23 protein-coding genes are annotated in these 24,835 nt (G+C 65.4%); 4 read left to right on the top strand and 19 right to left on the bottom strand.

The genetic code is table 11. The features are described from left to right. Positions 1 to 58: 58 nt before the first annotated feature. Both ACSU1G_RS13940 and ACSU1G_RS13935 read left to right on the top strand, forming a co-directional pair. Positions 59 to 1,177, top strand: a complete 1,119-nt coding sequence (locus ACSU1G_RS13940) for an adenosine deaminase (protein WP_439280554.1) — start codon at positions 59 to 61, stop codon at positions 1,175 to 1,177. A 24-nt stretch (positions 1,178 to 1,201) separates the two neighbouring features. After that, positions 1,202 to 2,362, top strand: a complete 1,161-nt coding sequence (locus ACSU1G_RS13935) for a polysaccharide deacetylase family protein (RefSeq protein ID WP_439280553.1) — start codon at positions 1,202 to 1,204, stop codon at positions 2,360 to 2,362. Between the two features lie 33 nt (positions 2,363 to 2,395). Here ACSU1G_RS13935 and ACSU1G_RS13930 read toward each other — a convergent pair whose 3' ends face one another. From ACSU1G_RS13930 to ACSU1G_RS13875, 12 genes are all read right to left on the bottom strand, one after another. Next, entirely contained in the window at positions 2,396 to 3,133 is a 738-nt protein-coding gene (locus tag ACSU1G_RS13930; protein WP_439280552.1) for an alpha/beta hydrolase, read from the bottom strand. 30 nt (positions 3,134 to 3,163) lie between these two features. Further along, positions 3,164 to 3,967 (bottom strand): HAD family hydrolase, encoded by an 804-nt coding sequence (locus ACSU1G_RS13925; RefSeq protein ID WP_439280551.1) that lies wholly within the window; start codon positions 3,965 to 3,967, stop codon positions 3,164 to 3,166. Next, on the bottom strand, positions 3,964 to 5,328 hold the full coding sequence (locus ACSU1G_RS13920) for an MFS transporter (protein WP_439280887.1): 1,365 nt from the start codon (positions 5,326 to 5,328) through the stop codon (positions 3,964 to 3,966). The genes ACSU1G_RS13925 and ACSU1G_RS13920 overlap by 4 nt, the downstream gene beginning before the upstream one ends. 111 nt (positions 5,329 to 5,439) lie before the next feature. Beyond that, positions 5,440 to 6,414, bottom strand: coding sequence for an SDR family oxidoreductase (locus ACSU1G_RS13915; RefSeq protein WP_439280550.1), 975 nt, complete (start codon positions 6,412 to 6,414; stop codon positions 5,440 to 5,442). Next, positions 6,411 to 7,361, bottom strand: coding sequence for a bile acid:sodium symporter family protein (locus tag ACSU1G_RS13910; RefSeq protein ID WP_439280549.1), 951 nt, complete (start codon positions 7,359 to 7,361; stop codon positions 6,411 to 6,413). Before ACSU1G_RS13910 ends, ACSU1G_RS13915 begins: the two co-directional genes overlap by 4 nt. Further along, complete coding sequence (locus ACSU1G_RS13905; RefSeq protein ID WP_439280548.1) at positions 7,358 to 8,647, bottom strand: flavin-containing monooxygenase; 1,290 nt, start codon at positions 8,645 to 8,647, stop codon at positions 7,358 to 7,360. Before ACSU1G_RS13905 ends, ACSU1G_RS13910 begins: the two co-directional genes overlap by 4 nt. Before the next feature lie 82 nt (positions 8,648 to 8,729). Then, positions 8,730 to 9,881 carry a mannitol-1-phosphate 5-dehydrogenase gene (locus tag ACSU1G_RS13900; RefSeq protein WP_439280886.1) on the bottom strand — a complete coding sequence of 384 codons (1,152 nt, stop codon included), beginning with the start codon at positions 9,879 to 9,881 and terminating at the stop codon, positions 8,730 to 8,732. Positions 9,882 to 9,895: 14 nt separating this feature from the next. Beyond that, positions 9,896 to 10,330 (bottom strand): PTS sugar transporter subunit IIA, encoded by a 435-nt coding sequence (locus tag ACSU1G_RS13895; protein WP_439280547.1) that lies wholly within the window; start codon positions 10,328 to 10,330, stop codon positions 9,896 to 9,898. A 59-nt stretch (positions 10,331 to 10,389) separates the two neighbouring features. Beyond that, a complete protein-coding gene (locus ACSU1G_RS13890; protein ID WP_439280546.1) occupies positions 10,390 to 11,952 on the bottom strand; it encodes a PTS mannitol transporter subunit IICB in 1,563 nt (520 codons plus the stop codon). Further along, positions 11,949 to 13,634, bottom strand: a complete 1,686-nt coding sequence (gene ptsP, locus ACSU1G_RS13885) for a phosphoenolpyruvate--protein phosphotransferase (RefSeq protein ID WP_439280545.1) — start codon at positions 13,632 to 13,634, stop codon at positions 11,949 to 11,951. Before ptsP ends, ACSU1G_RS13890 begins: the two co-directional genes overlap by 4 nt. Further along, entirely contained in the window at positions 13,631 to 13,915 is a 285-nt protein-coding gene (locus ACSU1G_RS13880) for an HPr family phosphocarrier protein (protein ID WP_439280544.1), read from the bottom strand. Before ACSU1G_RS13880 ends, ptsP begins: the two co-directional genes overlap by 4 nt. Then, positions 13,912 to 14,277, bottom strand: a complete 366-nt coding sequence (locus ACSU1G_RS13875; protein ID WP_439280543.1) for a PTS sugar transporter subunit IIB — start codon at positions 14,275 to 14,277, stop codon at positions 13,912 to 13,914. The genes ACSU1G_RS13880 and ACSU1G_RS13875 overlap by 4 nt, the downstream gene beginning before the upstream one ends. Before the next feature lie 153 nt (positions 14,278 to 14,430). Here ACSU1G_RS13875 and ACSU1G_RS13870 point away from each other — a divergent pair, with 153 nt between their 5' ends. Next, a complete protein-coding gene (locus tag ACSU1G_RS13870) occupies positions 14,431 to 16,365 on the top strand; it encodes a BglG family transcription antiterminator (protein ID WP_439280542.1) in 1,935 nt (644 codons plus the stop codon). A gap of 7 nt (positions 16,366 to 16,372) precedes the next feature. Here the strand turns inward: ACSU1G_RS13870 and ACSU1G_RS13865 are convergent, their stop codons facing one another. From ACSU1G_RS13865 to ACSU1G_RS13855, 3 genes are read right to left on the bottom strand one after another with little or no spacing between them, the layout of a single operon-like run. After that, complete coding sequence (locus tag ACSU1G_RS13865) at positions 16,373 to 16,636, bottom strand: HPr family phosphocarrier protein (RefSeq protein ID WP_439280541.1); 264 nt, start codon at positions 16,634 to 16,636, stop codon at positions 16,373 to 16,375. Positions 16,637 to 16,649: 13 nt separating this feature from the next. After that, complete coding sequence (locus tag ACSU1G_RS13860) at positions 16,650 to 18,338, bottom strand: phospho-sugar mutase (RefSeq protein ID WP_439280540.1); 1,689 nt, start codon at positions 18,336 to 18,338, stop codon at positions 16,650 to 16,652. Then, on the bottom strand, positions 18,335 to 19,168 hold the full coding sequence (locus tag ACSU1G_RS13855; RefSeq protein WP_439280539.1) for a purine-nucleoside phosphorylase: 834 nt from the start codon (positions 19,166 to 19,168) through the stop codon (positions 18,335 to 18,337). Before ACSU1G_RS13855 ends, ACSU1G_RS13860 begins: the two co-directional genes overlap by 4 nt. Before the next feature lie 48 nt (positions 19,169 to 19,216). On the opposite strand from ACSU1G_RS13855, the gene ACSU1G_RS13850 reads away from it, so the two are divergent. Then, positions 19,217 to 20,665 (top strand): NAD(P)H-quinone dehydrogenase, encoded by a 1,449-nt coding sequence (locus ACSU1G_RS13850; RefSeq protein ID WP_439280538.1) that lies wholly within the window; start codon positions 19,217 to 19,219, stop codon positions 20,663 to 20,665. Between the two features lie 76 nt (positions 20,666 to 20,741). Here ACSU1G_RS13850 and ACSU1G_RS13845 read toward each other — a convergent pair whose 3' ends face one another. From ACSU1G_RS13845 to ACSU1G_RS13830, 4 genes are all read right to left on the bottom strand, one after another. Continuing rightward, positions 20,742 to 21,365 carry a hypothetical protein gene (locus ACSU1G_RS13845; RefSeq protein WP_439280537.1) on the bottom strand — a complete coding sequence of 208 codons (624 nt, stop codon included), beginning with the start codon at positions 21,363 to 21,365 and terminating at the stop codon, positions 20,742 to 20,744. Positions 21,366 to 21,406: 41 nt separating this feature from the next. Next, entirely contained in the window at positions 21,407 to 23,170 is a 1,764-nt protein-coding gene (locus ACSU1G_RS13840; RefSeq protein ID WP_439280536.1) for an acetyl/propionyl/methylcrotonyl-CoA carboxylase subunit alpha, read from the bottom strand. A gap of 78 nt (positions 23,171 to 23,248) precedes the next feature. Next, positions 23,249 to 23,887, bottom strand: a complete 639-nt coding sequence (locus ACSU1G_RS13835; protein WP_439280535.1) for a Maf family protein — start codon at positions 23,885 to 23,887, stop codon at positions 23,249 to 23,251. A 36-nt stretch (positions 23,888 to 23,923) separates the two neighbouring features. Further along, positions 23,924 to 24,700, bottom strand: a complete 777-nt coding sequence (locus ACSU1G_RS13830; protein WP_439280534.1) for an IclR family transcriptional regulator — start codon at positions 24,698 to 24,700, stop codon at positions 23,924 to 23,926. Positions 24,701 to 24,835 lie beyond the last annotated feature (135 nt).

Raw genomic sequence — 24,835 nt, 5'->3', positions numbered from 1 at the left:
TGGAGTATTCGCCGCTCGCTTTCCCCATCGACGCGGCGGTCTCTGAGAGGAAAACCCCATGTCGATCGCTTCCGACGGTGACATCAAGATCCAGGGCGTCTCGCTGCGCTCACTGCCGAAGGTCTCGCTGCACGATCACCTCGATGGGGCCGTGCGCCCTGCGACGATCGTGGAGTTGGCTGCGGAGATCGGGCTTGATCTGCCAGCCAGCGATGCGCGTGGTCTCGGCGACTGGTTCTCGAAGCAGAGTGACTCGGGCTCCCTCGTGGAGTACCTGAGGGCCTTCGAATTCACCATCGGCGTGATGCAGACGGCCGAGGCCCTCACCCGCGTTGCGCGGGAGTTCGTTGAGGACTTGGTCGAAGACGGCGTGATCTACGGTGAGATGCGCTGGGCGCCGGAGCAGCATCTGACCCGCGGCCTTTCCCTGGATGACGCGGTCGATGCCGTGCAACAGGGCATTGAAGAGGGCGAGGATGCCGCCGACAGTGCCGGTCACAGCATCCGGGTCGGTCAGATCCTCAGCGCCATGCGACACAGCGACCACTCGCTCGAGATCGCAGAGCTCGCAATCGCCCACCGCGATCGTGGCGTGGTCGGCTTCGACATCGCCGGTCCGGAAGAGGGTTATCCCGCCTCTCAGCACCGTGCGGCGTTCGACCTGCTGGCAGAGAACTTCATGCCCGTCACCGTGCATGCCGGTGAGGCCGCAGGACTCGCATCCATCCGCAGTGCGCTCCTTGACGGACGGGCCGTGCGCCTGGGGCACGGTGTGCGTCTTGTCTCTGACCTCGATGTCATCACCCGTGAGGGCGATGAGGTGCAGGTAGAGTTCGGCGACCTTGCCCGGTGGGTGCGCGACCGAGAGATTCCTCTGGAACTGTCGCCGTCCTCGAACGTGCACACCGCGGCGATCGAAGCGTGGGGCACAGAGATCGCGGATCACCCCTTCGACCTGCTGTACCAGCTCGGCTTCGCCGTCACCGTCAACGTCGACAACCGCACGATGAGCCGCACTTCGCTGACTCGTGAGCTTGCTCTGCTGGTGGATGCTTTCGGCTACGACCTCGAAGACCTCGAGGCTTTTCAGTTCAATGCCGCATCCGCAGCTTTCCTGCCCGTCGAGGCGCGCGAAGAACTCGTCGAGATGATCGCGCAAGGGTTCCAGAGCACGTGATGAAGTGCCCATAGGATTCTGTCTATGGGTAATGAACGGCACCGAAGTGAGCGCACCGCGAGGCGTGCGCGCATCCGTCGAAACCGACGGGTCTGGCTTGTCAGCACCGTTGCCGTGATCGTCGTGCTCGGCGTGAGCTTGTCGATCGTGCTCGCGAGCCTGCAGGCACCGGCCGAGGCCGAGACAGCGCCAGAAGCGGCGTCAGGAACCCAGACACCGACTCCGGAGCACACACCACTCACCCCGGTCGAGCAGCTGCTCGCCGATGCAGACGATGATCTCGCCTGCGCGGTGACGTTCGCCGGTGACGGGATCGCCGACGCACCGATGCTGCAGGTGCAGGGCACGCTGTATGCGGCGCTGCCGATTCCCGCGCAGGACGGAATGGCCTTCGGCGGCTGGTACACGAGTGCGGAGACGGCGGCTGCGTTCCAGGCCGACGCCCGAGTCAACGGCGCGGACGCCGTGACCTGCGACAACCAGCAGCGCGAACTGCACGGCTCGTGGATGCCGGCCGAGCAGAACGCGGCGGCGGGCACCGAAGTACCGATCCTGATGTACCACCAGTTCACCACCAGGCCCGAGGGTGAGGATGGCTGGTTGCGCGGGAACTACGCGTACATCGGTGACTTCGAGGCGCACATGACTCACATCGCCTCCACCGGCTTCTACCTGCCGACCTGGGACGAGCTGAGCGCGTTCATCGACGGGCGTTTGTACCTTCCGCCGCGATCGGTGATCGTGACGGACGATGACGCCGACCAGACCTGGTTCGATCTGGCGGTACCGATCGTGGAGCAGCAGAAGGTACTGGCCACGTCGTTCATGGTCACGGCATACCGCTCTGACCCGGCGCCGTCACCGTACGTGCTGCGGCGCTCGCACACCCACGACATGCACGAAGCAGGAGCCAATGGCGACGGCCGGATGGTGAACTGGACGGCCGACGAGATCGCGGCAGATCTGAACACCTCCGGTGATCTGCTGGGAGCGCGCGAAGTGATCGCCTACCCGTATGGCCACTACAACGACACCGCAAAACAGGGTGTTGCGCAGGCGGGCTACGAGATGGCGCGCACGATCGAACCAGGCAAGGTCGTCATCGGCACCGACAAGTACGCACTGCCGGTTGTACGAATCGACTACGGGATGGGCCTGGACTCGCTCATCTCGCGCATCGGCTGAGGGCCTGTTCGGGTTGAACGACCCTGAGCTCAGCTAGCGGCTCAGGAATGTCCCGACCAGGTCGGTGACGGTCGCGTGCATTTGCTCGTCGGAGATCGTCGGGATGCCATCGCCGCTCTGTGAGCCGTAGTCGCCAAAGGATGCGTGAGACGCGCCAGCGATCTCGATGAGCTCGGCACTGTCGGGGAGCAGAGGCCGAGCATCGGCGATCTTCGCGGGCGTGGACAGCTTGTCTTCGCTGCCGGCGAGGCTCAGCACGTCGAGATCGGTGCCAGAGAGGTCGGTCGCGCAGTAAGAGCCGAAGAGTACGAGCGCATCGGCATCCGTCGCCAACTGGCAGGCGCGCACCCCGCCGAGAGAGTGTCCGCCAACACCCCAGGAGTCGATCTCCGGCGCAGCGGAGGTGAAGGCATCCAGCCCTCGTAGATCGAAGAACGCCAGGTTCAGCCAGGGCCGAGTGATCACTACGGTGGTGCCCTCCTCAGCGATGCCCTGCAGAATCGCGACGTACGCCCACGGATCGACCTTGGCTCCGGGAATGAACACCAGGCCGATCTCCGAATCGCCGTCGGCCGGGGCAAGCACGATGCCTTCCGGAGCATCCTCGATCGTGATGTTCGGGTTGGCTTGTGCGCTTGCGAGCGGAGCCTTCTCCGCCGCCATCACGCCGATCTGAGTCCACGCGAGGACTCCCGCGATAAGCAGAACGAGGAGGATGAGGATGCCCCACCCCACTCTGGCGATGATCCGGCGGCGGCGTTTGTTGTGCACAGATCCAAGAGTATCTGGCGGTGAGAGTGACTAGATATCTCGCAAATGGCGTCCCCCGGCCGACAAGAGCATTGAACTCGACTGCTTCTGGATCGCACGGCGAAGGGCAACCACGATAGCGCGGGAGGATGCGGCGACGCGTGTCACATGAGGGTAGGCGTCCAGCTCTGGCATCATCTCACCGACGACGATCGCTCGGTCGGCGGTGAGCAGCAGCTCACGGTCATTGACGTCGTTGCCGAGCGCGAGCAACGATTCCCCGCTACGGCGCAGCCGTCGAATACCATCGGCCTTGTTCGCACCGCGCGCCACGACATCGGCGTCACCGGTCGTATGCGGATACACCTCACCCGCCGCTCCGGCGAGGAGGGCGAGCTCCTCGGCCCACCCAGCGCCTGTGGCGATACTCACCTTGACGACGTCGTCGAGCAACGGCGAGGCCTGCGCGAGCGTGATGCGAGCCTTCGTCCCCATCCATGGAAGCGCTTCAGGGTGGCTCGCGGCAAATCGATCTCCGTACTCCACGCAGAACCGCTCGCCGCGCTCCCTGAGCCGCAGCACGAGTTCTCGTACCAACCAGGGATCAAGGCTGCGTCGATGCACCTCCGTCGTCGGCGTCGCGACGATCGCGCCGTTGCAGCACACCCGTCCGAGCCTGCTGGCGATGTCTCCGAACCACTCACTGATCACGCGGGGTGAGCGTGCGGTCGCGACGGAGAGCGCGACATCGTCGCGTGCCACGATCCGGGTCAATGCCGCACGGATGAGCGGATGCGGCGGTTGCCCGGCGAACGCGATCGTGCCGTCCAGGTCGGTGGCAACGTGAAGATTCATCGTGCTGTCGTAGCCTTCATCGTTGCCGTCGCAGCAGCGGCGGCATCCGTGCGCAATCGTGCACGAAGCAGCACGATCGCCGCGGCGAGAAGTCCGGTGGCAGCGAACCCCGCAGACCAGAACATTGCCGTAGCGATACTCAGCCCGGATGCCGCGGTTGGCACGACGCTGAGGGCTGTGAGTGTGGCGATCCCCATTGCGCCTCCGATGTTCTGTGCTGTGGTGAGCAGGCCCGCCGTCGTCGCTCTCGTTTCAGGAGGAGTGGCATCCACGGCTCCGACGGAGGCGGCAGGGAAGCACAGGCCGAGTGAGATACCGACACCGGCCATCGAAGGGAGGATCCCCACCCACACCGGAGCGCCGTGCGCGGACCCCAGCCAGAGGAGGCTGAGGATGAACACGCCCGCTCCCAGAGCGAACACCCGCGGAGCGCCCCACATGGTGACCAGGCGTGCGCCGACGCCGGCGGAGAGACTGAACAGGATGGGTTGCGGCACGATTAGCAGTGCGACCGCCAGCGCCGACGCACCCTGCCCATCGCTGAGTCCGAGGCTGAGCGCATACATTGATCCGACGACGCCGGCGAAGAGGCCACCCAGCCCAAGGCAGGCGGCACGCACGCGGGGAGACGACACGACCGACCTCGGGATGTCACGGACGCCGCGCCTGGCGATCAGCCACGTCGCGAGCAGAATGATGAGGATCCCCTCGATCGCGAGTGCGAGCGGCGCAAGAGCGGTGAGGGCACCGACGAGGTGCACGGTGAGCATCAGGCAGATGGTGAGCAGCACCGCACCGATGATGTCGGGGCGCCCCTGTGCGCGGATACTGGCCGAACGGATGCCGTAGGTGGCAGCGAAGACCAGCACAACGGCCGGGACGGAGATGAGGAAACTCCAGCGCCATCCGAACCACGTCACCGCAGCACCGGGAACGACCAGGCCGAGCGAGAAGCCGACCGCTCCCATCGCACCGTAGATAGCTACGGCGCGGTTGCGGCTTGCCCCCTCAGGCAGCCCGGCGGTGATCAGTGCGAGTGCGGCGGGAGCGCTGAGCGCAGCGCCGGCGCCCTGGATGACGCGGCCCACAATCAAGAGGGCAGATGAGGGCGCCACGGCACACACCACACAGCCGAGGCCGAACAGGGCGATGCCCGCGAGGAACACCCGCCGCCGGTCGAGCCGGTCGGCGAGTGCTCCTGCGATCGGAAGGAGGCCTGCATAGGCGATGAGAAACGCACTCGCGACGAGCTGAAGCTCGCCGTCCGAGAGCGAGAGTTCCGTGCGCAGAGCCCCCAGCTGCACATTGATTCCCGACGTGCTCATACCCTCCAGCAACAGCGCCAGACAGATGATGATCATCCTGAATCGACCCATACCGGCCATCCCCAACCCCCTCCGGAACCGGAATCTCCGGTCCGAGAGGAAGTGTGCGTGACATGACTTTCTTCAGTCTTTCATCGAGACGATGGATTAAGTGCGGGAGGGTGCGGCGACGTGCGGGTGCGTCGTCAGGTACTCCTCGAAAGCCTCGCGGCTGGTTCGGGTCGGGGTGAATCCGAAATCGTCCTTCAGCCGGTCGTTCGCCAGCACCGGACGGTAACGCAGAAACGGCACTTTCTCCGGTCCGTGGGGTGTCAGCCGCAGCGTCCGTCCGACGCCGAGCGCGGCGGACAGCGCCCACGCCGGGATCGTCAGCAGCGGCTTACCCAGCCGTGCCGCGATCTCGGACACTGTGAGGCGTCCGTCGCCGGCGACGTTGAAGATACCGGCTGGGCCGTCCGTCGCCGCGCGCACCATGGCCGCGGCGACATCGTCGACCCAGATGAACACGAAGGGGGAGTCGGAGCCGGTGATGCTCAGGATGCGCCGCCCATCCCAGAGCGCGGTGATTTGATTACGCACGTCTGGGCCGAGGATGGTGCCGATGCGGAAGATCACCTGTTCCAGTTCCGGATGCGTACGGCGGTACTCGGCGAGCATCTCCTCGACCAGCCTCTTGTGCCGTGAATAGGGGAAGGCGTCATTGCCGCGTACCGGCTGTGACTCGTCGATCCACTCCGGGTTGTCGGCGTGATAACCGTAGGCGGCCCCGGAACTCGACACGACGATGCGCGACACCCCGGTCTCGACGCACGCCGCCAGCACATTCGCAGTGCCGGTCACGTCGACGCGATATTCGAGGTCGACATCGGCGCCGGGATTGACGATGGCGGCGAGGTGCACGACGGTGTCGATGTGGTGTTCACGCAGCACGGGAGCGATGCTCGCGGCATCCGTCACGTCCAGCACCACGTGCGTGATGCCGTCATGCGCGTGGCCGTGATGTGCACTGCCGGTGTGCAGATCCGCCGCGATGACGATCTCTACGTTCTCGCGCACCGTGAGCATCGAGGCCACATGCGTGCCGAGAAAACCGCTGCCTCCGGTGATGAGAACCCGGCTCATGTGCTGGCCGCCGTGCGGTGGCTGGTCGCATCACCCGACGCGGATCCGGTGCGCCTCTTGGTGTGCCATGCCCACAGCCCGGCAACCACGAGCCCAGCGATGATGTCCCAGATGCCCCACCATCCGGCCACGATCGCCATGCCACCGAGGCCATCGAAGAACACGAACACCAGGCCGAGCCCGAGACCCGCGTTGCGGATACCGACCTCGAAGGTGATCGCCTTGCGCTCACGGGTGCCGAGGCCGCCCAGAACCGCTGTGCTGTAGCCGAGAAGCAGCGCGACGGCATCGTGGATCGTGACGACGAGAAGGATAATTCCCAGCACCTGTACGAATACGGACCAATTGCCGATCAGTGCCACGACGATGAAGCCAACGAGAGCGATCAGGCTGAACCACTTCACGAACGGATGCACCTTCGCAGCCAGCCGAGGAAGCTTCGCGCGCACCAACAGGCCGACCGCGAAAGGCAATCCGATGATGAGGACGATCTCCAGCAGCATCTTTACCGGGTCCAATGCGACCTGACGCAGCACGGCGCTCGCCGTCGGATGCAGAGAACCCCAGAAGGCGATGCTCAGCGGCATGGCGATGATGTACAGCAGGTTGCCGACGGCTGTCATCGATACCGACAGTGCGACATTGCCTCCGGAGCGGTGCGTGAGCACCTGCGAAATATTGCCGGGCGGGCAGCAGGCCACCAGGATCATTCCCATGGCCATGGACGCAGTCACCGGCAGCACGAGCGTCAGCAGGAAGGTGACGGCGGGCAGCAGCAGAAGCTGAGCGAGGATCGCGATGATGAACGGCTTGGGATGCTTCGTCACTACTCGGAAATCGCTCGGTGCGGTGTCCAATGCGATGCCGAGCATGATCAATCCGAGGACGATGTTCAGGATCGTGAGCGAACCGGGGGCGAAGCTGAGGACGACGTCATCGACGTTCATATCGACCCCAATGACATGCGCTCGGTGCGCATGGCCGCGCGATAGGCATCCTTGTTGACGTAGTACGACATCCGCTCCAGCCCCAGGTAGTGGTAGCCACCGGTGAGATCTGGCCATGGTGCGCCGGTGACTCGCTGCCGGAAACGCGCTGCGCTGTCGGGGGCGTTCTCGACCGCGGCGAGATACGCGGCGAGCAGCTCTGCCTGCTCGAAACGGCCCTGCCATCCGATGCCGGATGCCTCGATCATGCCCATCACATACAGCCCGTTGAAGGCGGCGGGGAAGATGTTCAGGAACAGCCGTGGTGCGGCTCCACGCCAGGAGAGATGCTCGCGATCCACGAAGGGATAGTCCAGGTGGTATCCGGTCGCCAGCAGCACGGCGTCGTAGTCGTCCCTGCTGCCATCGCGGAAACGCACGGTGTGCCCGTCGAAGCGGGCGATGTCTGCTCGTACGCGCAGGTCGCCCTGGCCGAGGTGGTTCAGCACCATGGTGTTCACGATCGGATGCGACTCGTAGATGCGGTAGTCGGGCTTGGGGAAACCGAACCGCACCGGGTCCCCGGTGAACATCTTCAGCACGCGGGAGTCGACGGCCTGCTTGATGCGCGCCGGTAACGGCCGGCCCTGGTTCAACGTGTCGCTGGGCCGGCCGAACAGATAGCGCGGCACGAAGTAGTAGCCGCGCCGCACACTCATGTCGATGGATGCCGCGTGGTGCACGGCATCCACGGCGATGTCACAGCCGGAGTTACCCGCGCCGATGATCAGTACGCGCTTGCCATCGAGTTGCCTGGCATCCTTATATGCACTTGTGTGCATGAGTTCGCCGCTGAAGTCGCCGGCGAAGGTGGGGATGTTCGGCTCGGCGAGTGTGCCGTTCGCGAGGATGACACCCGCGTACCAGCGGGTGGTCTCGCCTTCAGAGGACGCGGCGGTGAGATCCCACCCGGCACCCCGGGGTTCGAGACGGGTGACGCGGCTATCGAAGCGGAACAGCGCGGTCAACCCGAAATGATCTGCGTAGGACTGGAAGTACTCGCGCAGCACACGGTGATTCGGATAGTCGACGGGGGTGGCCATCGGGAACTCGGTGAACTCGGTTGTCGTGCGCGATGAGATCAGGTGCGCTGACTCGTACATCGTGCTGCGAGGATTATCGATGTCCCACAGTCCGCCGACGCCGTGGGAGGCCTCGTAGCCATCGATCTCGATGCCCTGCTTCTGCAAGGCTCGCGCTGCGGCCAACCCTGACGGGCCCGCGCCGATAACGGCGTATCTGCTCATTCTGCTCCCCGCACGACGGTGTGCTCGATCTGTGTCCCCGAGTTGATCGTAGCGCCGCCGCCGAGCGGGTGCCCGGTTCAGCTCAGAACGTGTGCAGTTCCTGTTGACGTTTTGCGAACACCTCGTGCACGGCGGTGAAGAGCGGATGCTCCGGCTCCAGACCCGTGACGGTCGAGGTGAGTACATCGGCGTCTTCGCTGCGCAGCATCCGTTGCATCTCGACGGACTGCTCGTCAGAGGGATCATCGAAGGCAACGGCAGCCGCGACAGCCTCCACCAGTGCGGTGGTGGACAGGCCGCGCTCTGCTGCCTGGACGGCGGGCCCGATGAACCGCTCGTGGCGCGAGAGCTTGCGCAGTGGCTGGCGTCCGACCCGCTGAACAGTGTCGACGAGGGAAGGATTGCGGAACCGTTCCAAGATTTTCGCCCGGTACTCCGCCAGTTCGGCAGGGTCCAACCCATGCACGGCGACGAGGACGGCCGAAGTCTCCTCGAGTGCGGCGCCGACCTTGTCAGCGATCGTCGGGTCCGCGAGTGCGTCAGAGATACGCTCATGCCCTGCCTGCGCACCGAAGTACGCAGTGGCCGCATGCCCGGTGTTCACCGTGAACAGCTTGCGCTCGATATACGGGCCGAGGTCGTCGACGAAATGTGCGCCGGGAATGCTCGGCAGGTCACCGTTGAAGGGCCCCGCCTCGATCGCCCACTCGAAGTACGGCTCGACGGTGACATTGACCCCGCCGCCCTCCGGCTGTGCGGGAACGATGCGATCGACCGCGGTGTTGGCGAACACCGCGCGCGCTAGCAGCGACGGGTCTTCGGCGATCTTCTCGATCTCGGCACGCAGCTGATCGGTCGCGCCGATCGCGTTCTCGCACGCCATGATCGTCAGCGGGGCGAGATCGGGGGAGCGACGCGCGAGTCCGGCGACGATCGCCGGCGCGATGAAGCGCAGCACGGTCGGCCCGACGGCGCAGGTGACGACGTCGGCCGTCGCGACTTCCGCGGCGACCTCATCCGGATCGTTCTTGCTGTTCACCGCGCGAAAGCCGGTGACAACGCGATCGATACCGCCGGGGCCCGCCTCGTGCACGGTGTAGGAGCCGACGTTGTTGATCGCGTCCACCAGGGCATCGGCGACGTCCGAGAAGACGAGCTCGTAGCCGCCCTCATGCAGCAGCAGACCGACGAAGCCCCGGCCGATGTTGCCCGCACCGAAATGGACGGCCTTCATTGCGCGTTCACCGCTCATGATTCATTGACGTCAGAGAGCAGCGCATACAGCTCGTCAGGTGTCTGTGCAGCGTTGAGCTTCGCGACGTCATCTTCCTCGGAGAACAGGATCGCGATCTGGGAGAGGATCTCGAGATGCTCGTCTCCGCGACCGGCGATGCCGATGACGAACGTGGCCTGATCGCCTGCCCAGTCCACGCCGCCGTCATATCGCACGACAGAGAGCCCAGAATCGAGGATCGACGCCTTCGTCTCATTCGTGCCGTGCGGGATAGCGAGACCGTTGCCCATGAAGGTCGATACGGTCTCCTCGCGCTGACGCATCGCGTCGACGTAGTCAGCGGTGACAGCACCTGCCGCGACCAAGATGTCGGTGGCTTCTTGCAGCGCCTCATCCTGGGTGGCAGAGCCTGAGTGGATGCGGACCTGGCCGAGTGTCAGAACGCCCATGATGTCTCCTTCTTTCGGTGGTGGGGCGGATGCGATGGCATCCGCCCCACCAAATGGGATTACTCGCCGGATTCCCTCTGCTCTCGCACCATCTCGACGACCTCTTCATACTTCGGGGAGTTCATGAAATTGTCCACCGAAACGTGAATCGAGTTCGGAGACTTTTCCTTCGCGCGATCGGTCAGCTGCTGCTGGGTGATCACCAGGTCAGCAGTGCCATCCAGGTTTGCGATCGCCTGGTTGGTGACCGTGATGCCCTCGATGCCCGCCTTCTTCAGCTTGTTGCGCAGCACGCTCGCACCCATGGCGGATGAGCCCATGCCGGCGTCGCACGCGAACACGATGTTCTGGAGCGGGGCGGTGAGAAGCGCGGTCGCTGCACCTGTCGTAGTGGTGGCCGATGCTGCCAGGTTCGACAGCGTGCTGGAGGCCTTGCCCTTGTTTGCCTCGGTCTTCGCAATCGCGGCAGCGAGCGGGTCACCGCTGGCCGCTTCAGCCGCGATGTCACGCCTGCGCGATGCAAGCAGGATCGGGGCGCAGATCGCGAACGTGACTGCTGCGGAGAAGACCACAGAGCAGATCACGCCGAGGTGGCTACCGGGTGCGGTCTGAATGAGCACCGCGAAGATCGACCCCGGCGCCGCGGGTGCGACGAGTCCGGACTGGAAGATCATGTTCGTTGCCACACCGGTTGCACCACCGGCGATCAGACCCAGGATGAGGGCCGGCTTCGCGAGTACGTACGGGAAGTACACCTCGTGGATACCACCGAGGAACTGGATGATGAATGCACCAGGTGCCGTCGCGCGTGCGACGCCGACACCGAAGACGGTGATCGCGAGCAGCATGCCCGCACCGGGGCCGGGGTTGGCCTCGATGAGGAACAGCAGGCTGCGGCCGACCTCCTGCACCTGCTCGGTACCGAGCGGGGTGAACACGCCGTGGTTGATGGCGTTGTTCAGGAACAGCACCTTCGCCGGCTCCACGATGATGCTTGCCAGGGGCAGCAGGCCGGTCTCCACCAGCCAGGCGACCGCACCACCGAGGATCTCGGTGATCCACTTCATCACCGGTGCCAGCCAGAAGAATGATGCCAGCGCCATAAAGAAGGCGACGAAGCCGGCGGAGAAGTTGTCGATCAGCATCTCGAAGCCGGGTTTGATCTTTCCTTCCCACGGCTTCTCGATCCACTTCAGCACGAGCGCGGCGAGCGGGCCGACGATCATCGCGCCGAGGAACATGACCGTTCCCGTGGCGCCGATGATGACGCCCATTGCGGCGACCGCACCGACAACACCGCCGCGGTGGCCGTTCACGACCCGTCCGCCGGTGAAGGCGATGAGCAGTGGCAGCAGGTAGTTGATCATCGGGCCGACCAGGCCGGGGTAGTCCACTCCGCCGACCTCACCGCCGCCGAGGATTGCGGAGTCAGCCCACTGCCAGGACTCGACCGGGCTGTTGCTGCCGAGCCAGCCGTCCGGGATGAACAGCGCGGTAATGAAGCCCCAGGCGATGAATGCCGCGATATTCGGCATGACCATGCCGGAGAGGAACGTGCCAAACTTCTGCACGCCTACTCGGAGGCCGCCCTTCTTCGGCGCCTCTGTTGACGTCGTCGTCATGATGTCGTCTCTTTCTGATGTGAGGGGAGGGCCGCGGCTGCGTCAGCCACGGCGTTGCGGGCACTCGCGGCGTCGTCCGTCGCCAGTGCCAACTCGGCGAGGCTGCGTGCCTCATCGAGGGTGCGCTCAGAGAGCGCGAGTCGAACATCTGCGAGGGCAGCAGGAGCCATCGACAGGCTCGTGGCGCCCAAACCCACCAGTACAACCGCGAGCAGCGGGTCAGCCGCAGCCTCGCCGCAGATGCCGACGGGCTTGCCGGTTCTGATGCCGGCCGCGCCGACCTCGCCGACCAGGCGCAGCACAGCGGGATGCCACGGGTCCTGGAAACTCGCGACGGAGCCAAGCATCCGGTCAGCGGCCATCGTGTACTGGGTCAGGTCGTTCGTGCCGATCGAGGCGAAGTCCGTGTGCGCGAGCACTCGGTCTGCCAGAAGTGCGCTTGCCGGCACCTCGATCATGACGCCCGCCGTCTTCAGTCCGAACTCGCGAGCAAGGCTCGTGAAGTACACGGTCTCCTCGACCGTCGTCACCATTGGCGCCATGACCCACAGATCGGCGTCGGTGTGGGCATCCGCTTCGGCGAGCGCGGTGAGCTGCTCGCGCAGGATGTCTTCACTCGCGCGCAATGAGCGAAGACCACGCATACCCAGTGCCGGGTTCTCCTCGTGCGCATCGTTGAGAAAAGCGAGGGGCTTGTCGGCGCCGGCATCGAGCATGCGCACGACGACCTTCTTGCCGGGGAAAGCCGCGAGCAGCGCTCGATATGACTCGCGCTGCTCCGCGACTGTCGGGGCCTGCGCGGCGGAGAGGAACAGGAACTCGGTGCGGAAGAGTCCAACGCCCTCGGCGCCGCGTGCCACCGCATCGGCAGCATCGGCCGGCTTGCCGAGGTTCGCCAGCAGTGCGATCGCAGTGCCATCGGCGAGCGCACCGGGAGTGGGCGGTGCCGACTGGGCTGCGCCCAGTGCAGCGGCCCGCTGTGTGGCGCGGTCAAGCTGTTCGGCGCTGGGATCGGTGGTGACTGTGCCCGCCGCCGCATCCACGATCACGGTCGTGCCGTTCTCCAGAGAGGTCGCATCCGCGGCGCCGACGATGGCGACGATGCCCTTCTCCCTCGCGAGGATCGCCGTGTGCGAGGTGGGGCCACCATCGCTGGTGATGAGAGCCAGCACCTGGTCGAGGTTCAACAGCGCAGTGTCTGCCGGTGCGAGATCGCGCGCCACCAGGACGAATGGATGCCCAGGGTCGGGCACGCCGGGCGCTGCGACGCCGCGCAGCTCGGCGAGGATGCGCTGGGCGATGTCGTCGAGGTCGGCTGCGCGCTCGCCGAGGTATCCGCCTACTGCTTCCAGCGTGGCGCGAAAGCCTGCGAACGCGTCGTGCACGGCCCATTCCGCGGTGCCGCCACTGTCGATGCGCGCATCGACCTCGTCCTGGAGCGTCGGGTCCTCGGCGATCATCGCCTGGGCCTCGAGCACCTCCTGAGCAGATCCGCCTGCGGCATCAGCGCGCTGCTGAAGCTCAGCGGCGACTGCGGCCACCGCGTCACGGGCACGGGTGCGCTCGGCGTCGGCGCCGAGCGTGCTGGGTGTGTTCTCGGGTGCGGGCAGCGCTTCGGCCATGCGGACCACAGGGCCCTGCGCGACGCCACGGCCGATGCCGACTCCTCGTAGCTCGGTCATCCCGCTGACTCCTGATCGTGGTCAGTGGTCAGCAGTTCGGTCAGCGTGTCGATGATGCCTTCGGCGCCGTCTCCATCGGCCGAAAGCGTCACGTAGTCACCGTGATCGAGGCCGAGGGCGATGATGCCCAGGATGCTGGCCGCATTGACCGGCTTGCCCGAGTCCTTGGCGATCGTCACTGCGATGCCGGACTCCTTGGCCGCCTGAGCAAACAGTTTCGCCGGTCGGGCGTGCAGCCCGTGGGAGGAGCCGATCCGGACGGTTCGTGAGACAGCAGTCATGATGTTCCTTTCGCAGTGGAAGTCGCAGTGGAAGTCGCGGTCGAGGTCGCAGTCGACTTCGCAGTCGATGAAGAATCTGAGATCGCGGTCTGGGCGATCGTGAGTGTGCGGGTGCCGTCGCGGTCGCTGAACACATCGGCCGGGAGCACGGCTACCGGTCCGTGCGCTGCGGCGTGGATCGCGTCAAGATGGCCGGAGAGGTGAGGGCCGACGAGCACGAGATCCGCGAAAGCGGTGGAGATGGTCTGCTCGGTGCCGGCTGCGGTCTCCCAATCGAGGCCGGCGGCGGATGCTGCACGCCGAAGTCGCTGGGCGACGAAGGTGCTGGACGCGCCCGCGCCGCACACCACCAGAATCCTCATTGATGCCACCTCTTTCTGTTCTCTATTCTGGGAAAAGACTGAGAGGGATGCCACCACGTTCCTTTCCGCCCCTGCGGAACCTTCCGCTGTGGCCCATGGCGGCCGCAGTACTGACATCATGGGAAGGCAACGGACCGAGCTCTGGGGAGGATCATGTCGCGCCAGCGTCAAGACCAGCTTCTGCAGGCTCTGCTTCGTCAGGACGAATGGGCGACAGCGGCGAGCCTTGCCGATGCGCTCGGTGTGACACCGCGCAGCATCCGCTCGTATGTCGCCGCGCTGAACGTGCGCACCGCCGACGGCGACGCGGTCGAATCCGGCCCAGCCGGCTACCGACCGGGCCCCGGCGCTCACGCCGCGCTGCGCACCCGCGTGACGGGGGAATCCGCCCCGCGTGACCGGCTGCATGCGCTGGTGCGGATGCTGCTCGACGCGTCTGACGGTATCGATATCTACGAAACCGCAGAGCGGATGCATGTCAGTGAGGCGACCGTGGAGTCGGACCTCGCTCGGGTGCGTGGCCTGCTGGGCGCGGAGCTGCGGGGCACTGATCTGCGGATCGAACGCGACCGGGAGGTCGTTCGGCTCCAGGGCACCGAGGTCGCGCAGCGGCGCCTGCTGAGCAGGTTGGCGCATGACGAGATGGATGCCGGATCGTTTCATCCGGAGAGCATCCGCCGCGCTCTGACGGGAACGACTGTCGCCGCGCACGCAGTGGGGCCATTCAAGACCGCCTTCGTGCGCGAGCTCGGCGAGCTCGGATATTACGTGAACGAACTTGCGATCTCTGACGTGCTGTTGCACATCGCGATCGCCGCCGACCGCGTCTCGGCCGGTCGCGCCCTCGAAACGCCGATCTCCGGCACCTGGGAGGAGATTCCCAAGCTGGGCACGGTGATCAGCAGGCTTGCGGGGGAGCACTTCGGCGTTGCGCTCGGCGACGGCGACAGTGCGCATCTGGCGACGCTGGTGCTGACCCGGGCGATCGCGCCGGGGCAGAATGCGGCATCCGAAGCAGTGCGTAGCGGTGTCGATCCTGCAATCGATGCCGCTGTCCGCGCCGAGATCGTGCAGGCGGCCGCTGACTATCAGGTCGACCTGGTCGACGAGGCTTTCATCCTGCGACTCGCGCTGCACGTGCAGAATCTGCTGCGCCGTGCGCAAGAGCAGGCATGGACCCGTAATCCGCTGACCCGTTCGCTGAAGTCGTCGTATCCGATGATCTTCGAGGTGGCGGTGTCGATCGCCAGCGGCCTGCACGACCGCCTGGGTGCGCCGATTCATGACGATGAGATCGCGTACATCGCCATGCATATCGGCGGCAGGCTCGAACGCAGTCGCAAGGCCGAGACGATCCTCACCGCGACGATCGTCTGCCCCGGTTACTACGAGCTGCATGAACTGCTGCGCTCGAGCGTCGACAGGTCGCTGGGTTCTTCGGTCGAGGTCACCAGTGTCGTGACGACCGTCGACCCGGATTGGGCGAGCATCGACACCGATCTGGTACTCACCACGATCGATCCGGGTACCAGCGGCGATCGCTACGTGCGTATCCAGCCGTTCCTCACCGATGCCGATGTCGAGCGGGTGTCGCAGACTGCGGCACGTATACGTCGCGGACGACGGCTGATGCGCCTGCGCGAAGAGCTGTCACGCTATTTCGTTGCTGACGCCTACATCTACCCGCTACCGGATGAGGGCGACGAAGCCATCATTCGCCGACTGGGCGGGTTGCTCGTGGATACCGGGCTCATCGGCGACGACTACGTCGAGAACACGATCATCAGAGAACGGATGTCGTCAACGGCATTCACGGATGCACTGGCTGTGCCGCACGCGCTGCAGATGACCGCTCAGCGCACGGCCATCGCGATCGGCGTGGCTGACGGGTCGGTCGCCTGGGGAGAGGGACGCGTGCAGGTTGTCGCGCTCGCCGCGTTCAGCGAGAGTGATCGCACCGCATTCCAGACGATCTTCGAGCAACTGGTCGAAGTGTTCAGCGAACGCGACAGCGTGCAAAGGATCGTTCGCCGCGGCATCACGTTCGAGGCGCTGCTCGATGAGCTCGTTGCAGTTATCGACGGCTGATTCCACCTCAGCCGTTCGGATCCAAGACGGCAGCCATGGCGTCGAGCACCCCGTGGGCATCGGCAGACGATGACGTGTCGAGGACGACCTCGTCTCCCTGGTTGAGCGCCAGGTCCATGACGGCGAGGACGCTGGACAGATCGACCTTCGATCCGTCCAGCGTCGTGAGCGTCACCGGCGCGGAATGCTCGAGCGCCAGCCGTGCGAGCTCGGCTACGGGGCGAGCGTGCGCTCCGTGAGGGGCAGTGATTTTCACACGTCGGGTGGCCATATATGTCAGGCGCTCAGGAGCGCTCCTCCAACAGTGCACGCACGCCACGCTCCAGGGCCGCGACGATGGCCTTTGCCTCGTCATCCGATCCGCCCTGCACGTCGAGGTAGACCTTGAGCTTCGGCTCGGTGCCACTGGGACGCACGACGACGCGTGAGCCTCCGTCGAGGCGATAGCGCAGCACATCGCCCGACGGTGTGCCCGCCGCTGCCTGCAGCAGGTCTTCCGCCGACGTGATGGCGGTGTCTCCGATGCGTGCAGGCGGCAGTGTGCGCAGAGAAAGCATGACCTTGTCGATGATCGACAGGTCATTGACCCGCACCGAGACCTGGCTGCTGGCGAAGTGTCCGTAGGTCTCACCGAGTTCTGCGAGCAGCGTGGCCAGCGTCTCACCACGCTCGTGTGCCTCAGCCGCAAGGCCGAGCACAGCGATCGCGGCGGAGATGCCGTCCTTGTCGCGGACTGTGCCGGGATTCACGAGATAACCGAGGGCCTCCTCGAATCCGAACACCGAGCCAGGGGCGCGCGAGATCCACTTGAAGCCGGTGAGGGTCTCGTGAAAGTCGAGCCCATGGTGCGCGGCAATCGCGCCGAGCCCAGGGGAAGAGACCAACGAGCAGGCCAGAGACGCGCCAGGCTGTCCCTCAGCGGCGCGTGCCGCACGAGCACCGAGCAGAAGCCCGACCTCGTTGCCGCTGAGCCTGCGCCAACCACCGTTCGCAGACCTATCCGGGATCGCGACGCCCAGACGATCAGCATCCGGGTCATTGGCGATGATGAAGTCGGCCTTGGTACGGCGTGCCGCAGCGAACGCGAGATCCATGGCGCCGGGTTCTTCCGGATTCGGGAACGCGACTGTGCGGAACGTCGGATCAGGATGCAGCTGTTCACCGACCGTCTTCGGGTGCGGGTAGCCGGCAGTGCGGAGGATCCGCGAGAACGTCTCCCAACCGACACCGTGCATGGCCGTGTAGACCCAGGTGAGATTCCGCGCGGATGCGGGTGCGGGCGACACAGCGGCCGTCGCAGCGACGTAGGCATCGATGACGTCTTCACCAGCGACCTCGTAGCCGATCGATCGGGGAAGAGCTGAGATGGTGCCGGCATCCGCCATGCGTTGGATGTGCGCCTCGATCTCGGCGTCACCGGGTGACACGATCTGCGCGCCATTCTCGGCGCCACCGAGGTACACCTTGTAGCCGTTGTCATTCGGCGGGTTGTGGCTTGCGGTGACCATGACGCCAGCATCCGCCCCGAGATGACGCACCGCGAAGGCGAGCACGGGGGTCGGCAGCAAGCGGGGCAGCAAGATCGCCCGCAGACCAGCGCCGGCGAAGATCTCGGCGGAGTCGAGCGCGAACCGGCGAGAGTTACGTCGACCGTCGTAGCCGACGACGACGGTGGGCACGGCGCCGTTCGCACGGCCGAGCAGATACGACGCGAAACCGGCGGCTGCCTGCGTGATGAGTACGCGGTTCATTCGATTGCTGCCGGCGCCGATCGCACCGCGGAGCCCGGCGGTGCCGAAGGCGAGACGGGTGGCGAAGCGGTCATCGAGGTCGGCGACGGCCGCTGCGTCTCCGGAAGAGGCACGGGTGATGATTCCTGCCAGCTCGTCGCGGGTCTCGGCATCCGGATCCTGGCGCAACCACGCACGTGCCTGCGTGAGACGGGTTTCGGTCTGCTCGCTGATGTCGCTCATAGCGCCTCGACCACCCGGGCCAGCAGGGCCGAGATCACCGGCTCCGCTTCCTTGCCTGCCTCGATCACCTCGGTATGACTGAGCGGCGTCTTCTGGATGCCGGCGGCGAGGTTCGTGATCAGCGAAAAGCCGAGGATCTCCATGCCGGCCTCGCGGGCGGCAATCGCTTCGAGCGCGGTGGACATACCGACGATGTGGCCACCGATGGCCTTGGCCATCTGCACTTCTGCCGGGGTCTCGTAGTGCGGCCCGCGGAACTGCGTGTAGATTCCCTCGTCCAAGGTGGAGTCGACGGAGCGCGCGATGTCGCGCAGGCGCTGCGAATAGAGGTCGGTCAGATCGACGAAGTTTGCGCCCTCGAGCGGGGAATCTGCGGTGAGGTTGATGTGGTCGCTGATGAGTACTGGTTGCCCAGGCGTCCAGGATTCGCGGATGCCTCCGGCGCCGTTGGTGAGCACCATGATCTTTGCCCCTGTGGCGGCGGCGGTGCGGACGCTATGGACGACGCGGCGGACGCCATGGCCTTCGTAGTAGTGCGTGCGTGCGCCGATTACCAGGACGTTCTTGCCGTTGGGTGTGCGGATGCTGCGCAGCGTGCCGACGTGCCCCTCCAGTGCGGGCTTCGAGAAGCCGGTCACCTCGGCCGCGGGGATCGTGGCGACGGTCTCGCCGATGAGCTCTGCAGCTTTGCCCCAGCCGCTGCCGAGAGTGAGGGCGATGTCATGCTTCTCGATGCCGCTCAGCCGTGCGATGTCTGCCGCGGCGAGGGCTGCGACCTCGAACGGATCAGCGTTCGGGGCGTCGAGAGGATTGTCGTGAGAGTCGGTCATGGCTCCACTCTAAGGAAGGTGACGGCAAGTCAGGAAGATTACGGGAGAATGGAGTACATGTCTTCCACTCCTTTCGAGCGCACTCAGCGCGTCGCCGTCCTTGGTGGCGGTCCCGGCGGTTATGAAGCGGCGCTCGCCGCGGCCCAGCTCGGTGCGGAGGTAACGCTCGTCGAACGAGTGGGAGTGGGCGGATCGGCTGTGCTCACTGACGTCGTGCCGTCGAAGAGCCTCATCGCCACGGCCGATGCTGCTGTCGCGATTTCCGAGGCGAGTGATCTGGGCGTGCAGTTCTACGCGAAGGGCGGTAATGGCAAGCCGTTGAAGCCGGAGATCGCGATCAACCTCGCCGCGGTCAACAAGCGTCTGCTGGCACTTGCCGGGCAGCAGTCCGAAGACATGCGCTCGACTCTGCTGGAATCGGGCGTGCGTATCCTCTCCGGGCACGGCCGGCTGGAGGGACCGAATGCGATCACCGTGTCGACGGGTCCTGGCGGCACCGATTTCGACCGCATCGAGGCAGACACGATCGTCGTCTCTGTCGGTGCATCCCCGCGTGAGCTGGACAGCGCCAAGCCCGACGGCGAGCGCATCCTCACCTGGACGCAGCTCTACGACATGAAGGCGCTTCCCGAGCACCTGATCGTCGTCGGCTCTGGCGTCACGGGGGCCGAGTTCGCTTCGGCGTACATGAACCTCGGTGCGAAGGTGACGCTCATTTCCAGCCGGGATCAGGTGCTTCCCGGTGAAGACAAGGATGCCGCGCACGTGCTCGAGAAGGTCTTCAAGCGCGGTGGCATGAACGTGCTGTCGAAGTGTCGTGCCGATACGGTCGAGCGCACCGTTGACGGTGTGAAGGTCACGCTCTCCGACGGCCGCACGGTCGAGGGCAGCCACTGCCTGATGGCGGTCGGCTCGATTCCGAACACTGCGGACATCGGACTGGAAGCTGCCGGTATCGAACTTGCTGAGTCCGGCCATGTGCGGGTGAACAGGGTGGCGCGTACGTCGGTGCCGAACATCTACGCGGTCGGTGACTGCACGAACTTCTTCCCGCTGGCATCCGTCGCCTCGATGCAGGGCCGCACCGCCGTGTTTCACGCGCTCGGTGACATCGTCATCCCGCTGGAGAAGATCAAGATCACCTCGAACATTTTCACCGCTCCCGAGATCGCGACGGTCGGCTGGGGCGAGAAGGATGTTGAGGACGGCGTCGCCGACGGCCTCGTCTACAAGCTGCCGCTCGCCGCGAACCCGCGCGCGAAGATGATGGGCATCAAGGACGGTTTCGTGAAGATCATCGCCCGCAAGGGCTCCGGCACGGTGATCGGCGGTGTGATCGTGGCGCCGAAGGCGTCCGAACTGATCTACCCGATCGCCGTTGCGGTCGAGCGCCGGATGACGGTGGATCAGCTGTCACGTGTGTTCGCCGCGTACCCGTCGCTGTCCAGCAGCATCACAGATGCATCCCGCGCGATGCACCTGGTGAACATCTCCTGACCATCCCGCGAGACTTCGCGTACGTCACCGCGCAAGCGCCTTTAGGTGGCATACGCGAAGTCTCGCGAACGGGGGGTCAGCGCGAGGTGTAGACGTCGACGCTTCGGGGAGTTTTCCGCGCGTCGAGGACGAGCGCGAGGATGCCGAGACCCAGCGTTCCTGCGAGGGACGTGAGCGCTCCGAGCATGAAGAACATGTCGGCGAAGGCCTGGATGCTCTCCGACCGCACGGTGACGAAGATGATCTGCGAGATCGCCCACGTCACGGCGTACGCGCCCAGCACCCATAGTGGCGCCAGGCGCCATGGTGAGGGGACGGCGTCCGCACGGGCGATCTGCACAGCCGCAAGCAGCCCGGCAGCGGCAGGAATCAACAGGCTGAGATAGCCGTAGACCGTCCACGCCGATCCACCGCTGGGCTCCACCAACGCGAGTAGCCGTGTGAGAATGAAGCCCGCCAGCGGCCAGAGTCCGACGATGGCCATGGCGGTCACCCCGAGCGGCCTACGCTCCACAATGCTGGCTTCGCGGGAGAATCCGATCGCGAACAGCAGCACCGACGCCGCGTAGATCACGTCACCGATCACTGTGATGACTGCGGATCCGGTGAGGCCGAGAACGCTGGGCTGCAGCATACCGATCACGCCGCAGATGATGAGGCCGGAGCCTGCCACCATCCAGGTCTTCCGCAAGCTCAACATGAAGTCAGACTACAAGCCCCGCGGCCACGGGCGGAAGTCGGTCAGGAGATCGTCAGCAGCTGGTGGCCCGAGGAAACCGTGGCACCGGCAGTGGCGTTGATGTTGCCGATCACGCCGTCCTTGTGCGCCTGCAGCGGCTGCTCCATCTTCATCGCCTCGAGAACGACGACCAGATCGCCCTTGACGACCTCTTGACCCTCTTCGACAGCGATCTTGATGACAGTGGCCTGCATCGGCGACTTGACAGCATCACCCGATGCGCCAGTGGAGACCGACGTGGAGTGGCTGCGACGCGACGGCGGGACAGCTGCGGGTCGACCGGAGGTACCGGCAGCGACCGTGACGCGGTCGGGCAGGCTCACCTCGAGACGCTTACCAGCGACCTCGACGACCACCGTGTGGCGGCTCGCAGCGGCAACAGGCTCGTCCATCTCGCCGTCCCAGGCGGGGATGTCGTTGTCGAATTCCGTCTCGATCCAGCGCGTGAAGATGCCGAACTTGCCGTTTTCCGCCGTGAAAGCGGGGTCGCGGACGACCTTGCGATGGAACGGGAGGACTGTGGGCAGACCTGCGACCTCGAACTCGTCCAGGGCGCGTCGAGCGCGTTCGAGCGCCTCCTCGCGGGTGCGTCCGGTCACGATGATCTTCGCCAGCAGCGAGTCGAATGCGCCGGAGACGGCGTCGCCAGCGGTCACACCCGAGTCGAGGCGGATGCCGGGGCCACCGAACGTCTTGAACACGTGAATGGGGCCGGGCTGGGGAAGGAACCCGCGACCCGGGTCTTCACCGTTGATGCGGAACTCGAAGGAGTGTCCCTGCGGCGTCGGGTCGTCGTAGTCGATGGTGCCGCCGGCCGCGATGCGGAACTGTTCGCGCACCAGGTCGATGCCGGTGACCTCTTCGGAGACCGGATGCTCGACCTGCAGACGTGTGTTCACCTCGAGGAAAGACACGGTGCCGTCGGCGCCGATCAGGAACTCGCAGGTGCCCGCTCCGACGTAGCCGACCTCGCGGAGGATGGCCTTCGAGGATTCGTACAGCTGGCGGTTCTGCTCTTCGGTCAGGAAGGGGGCAGGTGCCTCTTCGACGAGCTTCTGGTGCCGGCGCTGCAGCGAGCAGTCGCGCGTGGAGATGACGACGACATTGCCTGCGGCATCCGCCAAGCACTGCGTCTCGACGTGACGGGGCTTGTCGAGGTACTTCTCCACGAAGCACTCGCCGCGTCCGAAGGCAGCGACGGCTTCACGGGTGGCGGATTCGAAGGCCTCGGCGACCTCGTCCAGCTCGCGGGCGACCTTGAGGCCGCGTCCGCCGCCACCGTACGCCGCCTTGATGGCGATCGGTAGGCCGAACTCCTTCGCGAAGGCGATGACCTCGTCAGCGGTTTCTACCGGACCGGGGGTTCCGGGGGCAAGCGGAGCGCCGACCCTCTCTGCGACGTGTCGCGCGGTGACCTTGTCGCCGAGAGATTCGATGGCTTCGGGGGAGGGTCCGATCCAGATCATGCCTGCGCCGATCACGGCGCGAGCGAACTCGGCGTTCTCGGCGAGGAAGCCGTAGCCGGGGTGCACTGCGTCAGCACCTGCGCGGCGAGCGATCGAGAGGATCTTGTCGATCTGCAGGTAGGTGGCGGCGCTTGTCTCTCCGTCCAGGGCATAGGCCTCGTCTGCAAGCCGCGAGTGCAATGCATCACGATCCTGGTCTGCGTAGACGGCGACCGAGGATATCCCGGAATCGCGAGCGGCGCGGATGATGCGTACGGCGATCTCACCGCGGTTAGCGATGAGCACCTTCTCGATTGGCATGAGTGCCAGCCTAGCGAGATTGAGGCCGATCCCTTTGACAACTCTCCACAAGAAATTCGTGAAAACGTGGCGGGATGTCTACGACCACAGGTCCGTCCACGAGACGCCGAGCTCGATCGTGAGCTGGCGGATGGTCGACAGCGACATGCCGACCACGGTGGATGGGTCGCCATCGACCCGGGTGATGAATGCGCCGCCGAGGCTGTCGACGGTGAAGGCGCCCGCAACGTGAAGCGGCTCGCCGGTGGCGACATATGCGGCGATCTCCTGATCGGTCACGTCCGCGAATGTGACGGATGATTCGGCGACGGCGGTCGCTTCTACGGGAGCAACACCGGGTTTCAGCCGGAGCACCGAGTGACCGGAGTGCAGGATGCCGGTCTTGCCGCGCATCTCCTGCCAGCGCCGTGTGGCTTCCGCCGCCGTGTACGGCTTGCCGTAGACGCGCCCCCCGAGGGCGAACATCGAGTCGCCGCCGATCACCAGGCCGTCGAAGGTCGGGTCTTCTTCAGCGAGCCGGTTCGCGACATCCGCGGCTTTGGCTCTCGCCAGCAGCAGCACGAGCTCTGCCGGCGGCAAATCCGCGCCGCGTTCGGCCGCTGCGCGCGCGGCCACGGCATCCTCGTCGGTTTCCGGCGCACGCGTGATCGGCTCGATGCCGACCTGGCGAAGCAACATGAGGCGAGCGGGGGAGGTGGAGGCCAGGCAAACACGCATGACTTCAGCGTAGAGCCGGTCGTCGTGTGGTGTCGGTCACTGAGCCGGCTGGCGGTGGCCGAGCTGTTCGGAGAGAATCTCCGCTCCGGAGCGGACGAGCGAGATCCAATGCCCATCGCCGTGCTGGTCCCAACGGGCCAGTGGCACCGAGATGCTGATCGCTGCGGCTACTGCGCCGGTCGCGTCGTAGACGGGTGCTGCGGCGCAGCGCAGGTTGGGGGTAGATTCCTCGGACTCGAACGCGATCCCTTCGCGCCCACGTACCTCGGCGAGGTCGGCTTCGAGCGCGTCGAGGGTGCGGATGCTGTGGGCGGTGAGTACGGGCAGATCGTTTGGATTGGGGTACAGGGCGCGCAGCGCTTTAATCGGCAGAGGAGCCAACAGCGCCTTGCCGAGACCGGTCAGATGTGCGGGCAGGCGCTGTCCGATGCTCGACGGCATACGCAGGGTGTCATGGCCTTCCACCTTGGCGAGGTAGAACACCTGCGAGCCCTCACGCACGGCGACGCTCACGGTCTCGCCGCTGCGATCGACAAGTTCACGGGCGACGGAATTCGCGGCGGTAAGCAGATCGAAGCGCGAGGAGTACGCGTTGCCGAGGTGCAGCACGCGCACGCCCAGACGATGAAGGCCGGTGCGTTCGTCGCGTTGCAGGTACTCCCGAGCGACGAGGGTGGCGAGTAGCTCATGCACCGTGGTTCGGGGGAATTCCGTGCGCTGCAGGATGTCCGCGACGGTGAGCTCGGGGCCGCCCTCGACGAACAGCTCGAGGATGTCGAGCGTGCGCATCACTGCGGGGGTGAGTCTGGCCATGGCTCCATCCTTACCGGGTTTCCGTGATCCGGGCAAAACCGTCGCCTTGACATCACGCGCCCAGGCGTGTTCAATATATCGAATCAAGGTCGAAATATCGAACAGGGTTCGACTAAACGCACACAGAGAGGTGGA

This window comes from Microbacterium sp. A93 (genome assembly GCF_051842835.1).
This window is presented reverse-complemented; position numbering and strand designations above follow the sequence as displayed.